We start from the raw sequence: 1,522 nt of genomic DNA on the forward strand, positions 1-1,522 counted from the left end.
TTTCCGTCCAATCGCGGGTAACAAGCATCTTCACTTGTACTACAATTTCGCCGGGTCCCTTGTCGAGACAGCGCCCAGGTCGTTACGCCATTCGTGCGGGTCGGAACTTACCCGACAAGGAATTTCGCTACCTTAGGACCGTTATAGTTACGGCCGCCGTTTACTGGGGCTTCGGTTCAAAGCTTCGCTTGCGCTAACCTTTCCCCTTAACCTTCCAGCACCGGGCAGGCGTCAGCCCCTATACATCGTCTTTCGACTTAGCAGAGACCTGTGTTTTTGCTAAACAGTCGCCTGGGCCTATTCTCTGCGGCCTACCTTTCGGTAGGCACCCCTTCTCCCGAAGTTACGGGGTCAATTTGCCGAGTTCCTTAACAAGGGTTCTCCCGCTCGCCTTAGGATTCTCTCCTCACCTACCTGTGTCGGTTTGCGGTACGGGCACCAGCATCCTCGATAGAGGCTTTTCTCGGCAGTGTGAAATCGGCTGCTTCGCCTTACGGCTCCCCATCAGCACTCAGCTTATCCTCCCGGATTTGCCTAAGAGGCATACCTTGTGCTTTGAACACACATATCCAGCAGTGTGCTCAGCCTATCCTCCTGCGTCCCCCCATCTCTCAAACGGCTGCTGGTGGTATCGGAATATCAACCGATTGTCCATCACCTACGCCTTTCGGCCTCGGCTTAGGTCCCGACTAACCCTCAGCGGACGAGCCTTCCTGAGGAAACCTTAGGTTTTCGGCGAATAGGATTCTCACCTATTTCTCGCTACTTATGCCAGCATTCTCACTTCTTAGCAGTCCACCAGTCCTCACGGTCTGACTTCAACCCGCTAAGAAAGCTCCCCTACCATTTGGTACCGTTGCTATCGCCTACATGGCATGTTTTAGCTTGTTGTATCTAATGCTGCTCCTTCGCTTCGCTGCGTAGCAGCATAAAGATGTCCTCTCTTTTCTGTCCTCTCTACCATATAAGCATTAGCAACGGTACCAAATCCATAGCTTCGGTGGCATGTTTGAGCCCCGGACATCTTCGGCGCAGGACCTCTCGACCAGTGAGCTATTACGCACTCTTTAAATGAATGGCTGCTTCTAAGCCAACATCCTGGTTGTCTTAGAAGTCCCACATCCTTTACCACTTAACATGCACTTTGGGACCTTAGCTGATGGTCTGGGCTGTTTCCCTTTTGACTTAGGATCTTATCACTCTAAGTCTGACTCCCGGGCATCAAGACTATGGCATTCGGAGTTTGATAAGGTTCGGTAACCTAGACGGCCCCTAGCCCATTCAGTGCTCTACCTCCATGTCTCTAACCCGAGGCTAGCCCTAAAGCTATTTCGGGGAGAACCAGCTATCTCCGAGTTCGATTGGAATTTCTCCGCTATCCACAGCTCATCCCATGGTTTTTCAACACCAACGTGGTTCGGGCCTCCAGTGTAGTTTTACCTCACCTTCACCCTGTCCATGGATAGGTCACCCGGTTTCGGGTCTACGGCATGCAACTTAACGCCCTCTTCAGACTCGGTTT

At 52.0% G+C, this 1,522-nt stretch carries 1 rRNA gene; it reads right to left on the minus strand.

Annotated features, from left to right (window positions below):
* A 23S ribosomal RNA gene (locus TCEL_RS11325) occupies positions 1–1,522 on the minus strand; the annotation flags it as partial.

This window comes from Thermobrachium celere DSM 8682, assembly GCF_000430995.1.
Classification (GTDB): Bacteria; Bacillota; Clostridia; order Clostridiales; family Caloramatoraceae; genus Thermobrachium; species Thermobrachium celere.